General features: G+C 64.4%; 1 protein-coding gene and 1 pseudogene. One reads left to right on the forward strand and one right to left on the reverse strand.

Features of this window, described 5'->3' with window-relative positions:
* A pseudogene (locus H8A95_RS42440) lies at window positions 1-1,768 on the reverse strand (ABCB family ABC transporter ATP-binding protein/permease); the annotation flags it as partial.
* Between the two features lie 213 nt (window positions 1,769-1,981).
* Between H8A95_RS42440 and H8A95_RS42445 the strand changes: the two are divergent.
* The gene (locus H8A95_RS42445) at window positions 1,982-2,587 is read left to right on the forward strand and encodes an LOG family protein (protein WP_229188373.1); all 606 of its coding nucleotides are present in this window, start codon (window positions 1,982-1,984) and stop codon (window positions 2,585-2,587) included.
* Window positions 2,588-2,633: the final 46 nt, after the last annotated feature.

Below are 2,633 nucleotides of genomic sequence, written 5' to 3' on the forward strand. Positions count from 1 at the left end.
CGGCCCTGGTCCAGCACGATGATCTCTCGGCGCCGACGATGGTCGACAGCCGGTGCGCGATGACGAGCGAAGTGCGGTTGCGCGACACCCGCTCCAGCGCGCCCTGGATCTCGTGCTCGGTGTGGCTGTCGAGCGCGGAGGTCGCCTCGTCCAGCACCAGGATCGGCGGCGCCTTCAGCACCGTGCGCGCGATCGCGACGCGCTGCTTCTCGCCGCCGGAGAGCTTCAGGCCGCGCTCGCCGACCTGGGTCTCATAGCCCTGCGGCGACATCCGGATGAAGCCGTCGATCTGCGCCAGCCGTGCCGCCTCCTCCACCTCGTCGTCGCCGGCATCCCAGCGGCCATAGCGGATGTTGTAGCGGATGGTGTCGTTGAACAGCACGGTGTCCTGCGGCACCATGCCGATCGCCGAGCGCAGAGAAGCCTGCGTCACGGTCTTGATGTCCTGGCCATCGATCAGGATGCGGCCGCTCGAGACGTCGTAGAGGCGGAACAACAGCCGCGAGATCGTCGACTTGCCGGCGCCGGAGGGGCCGACGATCGCGACCGTCTTGCCGGCCGGCACGTCAAAACTCAGGCCTTTCAGGATCGGCCGGTCACCCTCATAGGCAAAGCGGACGTCCTCGAAGCGCACGCTGCCCGTGGACACCACGAGCGGCTTGGCGCCCGGCGCATCCTTCACCTCTGGATCGCGCGCCAGCACGTCGAACATCTTCTCGATGTCGATGATCGCCTGCTTGATCTCGCGATAGACCATGCCCATGAAATTCAGCGGCTGGTAGAGCTGGATCATCATCGAATTGATCAGCACGAAATCGCCGACGGTGTGGGTGCCGTCGCGGATGCCGAACGCGCACATCAGCATGGTCGCGGTCAGGCCGGCGGTGAAGATGATCGCCTGCCCGGTGTTGAGCACCGCAAGCGAGGTATAGGTCTTCACGCTGGCCTGCTCGTAGCGTTCCATCGAGCGGTCGTAGCGCCGCGCCTCGCGCTCCTCGGCGCCGAAATACTTCACCGTCTCGTAGTTGAGCAGCGAGTCGATCGCCTTGGTGTTCGCCTCGGTGTCGGAATCGTTCATCTTGCGGCGGATCTCGATCCGCCACTCGGTCGCGATGTAGGTGAAGTACATGAACACGATGACCGTGAGCAGCACGGCGAGCACGTAGCGCCAGTCGAACTGCCACAGTAGCACCGCAGCCAGCAGCGCGACCTCGACGATGGTCGGGATCAGCTGCAGGATCACCATCCGCACGATGGTCTCGATCCCGGACCGGCCGCGCTCCAGCACGCGGGTCAGGCCGCCGGTCTTGCGCTCGAGATGGAAGCGCAGTGACAGCTCATGCATGTGGACGAAGGTGATGTAGGCGAGCCGCCGCACCGCATGCATGGCGACGCGGGCGAAGATGCCGTCGCGCCACTGCGTCAGCACCGCCATGATGATGCGCACCGCACCGTAGCTGATCGTCATCAGCACCGGAGAGGCGATCAGCCATACGACCCAGTTCGACGGCGCAACCGGCGCCGAGCCCGTGCCGTTCAGCGCATCGATCGCCCATTTGAAGGTGAACGGCACCGACAGCGTCGCGAGCTTGGCGAACAGCAGCAGCACCACCGACCAGATCACGCGCATCTTCAAATCGGCGCGATCGCCCGGCCAGATATAGGGCCAGAGGTGAACGAGGGTGCCGAGCATCGTCCCCTTCTCGGCGGCCGGCGTCGCGGCCGAAGGCTCGGCGGCGCCGGTCACAGTCTGTTGCGGCGGCACCATCAGGAGCCCGCTCTCGCCGTCATGGCGCGCCGGTGCGCTGCCACATCTTTTCCACGATTTGCCATTGTGCCCGTCATATAGATCGTTTGAACGCGGCGTACAGGCTTATGACGAAAATTGTTCGCGATTCGCGGTGATTTGCGGGATTTTTTGGCTCTCAATCCCCATATCCGACTCTTGACCCTGTTTACGCTGCAGTGCCACAAGGATCGTATGAACCAAATCAAGACTGTCTGTGTTTATTGCGGCTCCGGCCCCGGTAACAATCCCCGCTTCGTTGACGCTGCCATCGCGCTCGGCAAGGCCTTTGCCGAAAACAACGTGCGCCTGGTCTATGGCGGCGGCTCGGTCGGCCTGATGGGCGCGGTCGCGAAATCCACGCTCGATCATGGCGGCTCCGTCACCGGCATCATTCCCGAATTCCTGCGCGCGCGCGAAAATGCGCTGACCTCGGTTCAGGAGATGATCGTCACGCCCGACATGCACGAGCGCAAGCGGCTGATGTTCGAGCGCTCGGATGCGTTCGTCGCGCTGCCCGGCGGCATCGGCACGCTGGAAGAGTTGGTCGAGCAACTGACCTGGCAGCAGCTCGGTCGTCACTCCAAGCCGATCCTGCTCGCCAATATTGATGGTTTCTGGGAACCCCTGCTCTCGCTGCTGAGCCACATGCGCACGACCGAGTTCATCCGCGCGACGCTTCCGATCAACGTGCTGATGGCCGACCGCGTCGACGACATCCTGCCGCGGCTGCGTTCGGCGGTGGCCGGCAAGCCGGCGGCCGCGAAAGAACTCGCTCCCGAAGTGGCGCGAAGACTGTAGGCGGGAATCTTTGCGCGGCCTCTCGACCCGCCCAGCCCCGTTCCCG

The organism is Bradyrhizobium oropedii, from assembly GCF_020889685.1.
Lineage (GTDB): Bacteria > Pseudomonadota > Alphaproteobacteria > Rhizobiales > Xanthobacteraceae > Bradyrhizobium > Bradyrhizobium oropedii.

What these genes read in the sequence shown, in the direction of transcription:
- H8A95_RS42445 (WP_229188373.1), top strand. Translation starts at nt 1,982, where the DNA reads ATGAACCAAATCAAGACTGTCTGTGTTTATTGCGGCTCCGGCCCCGGT.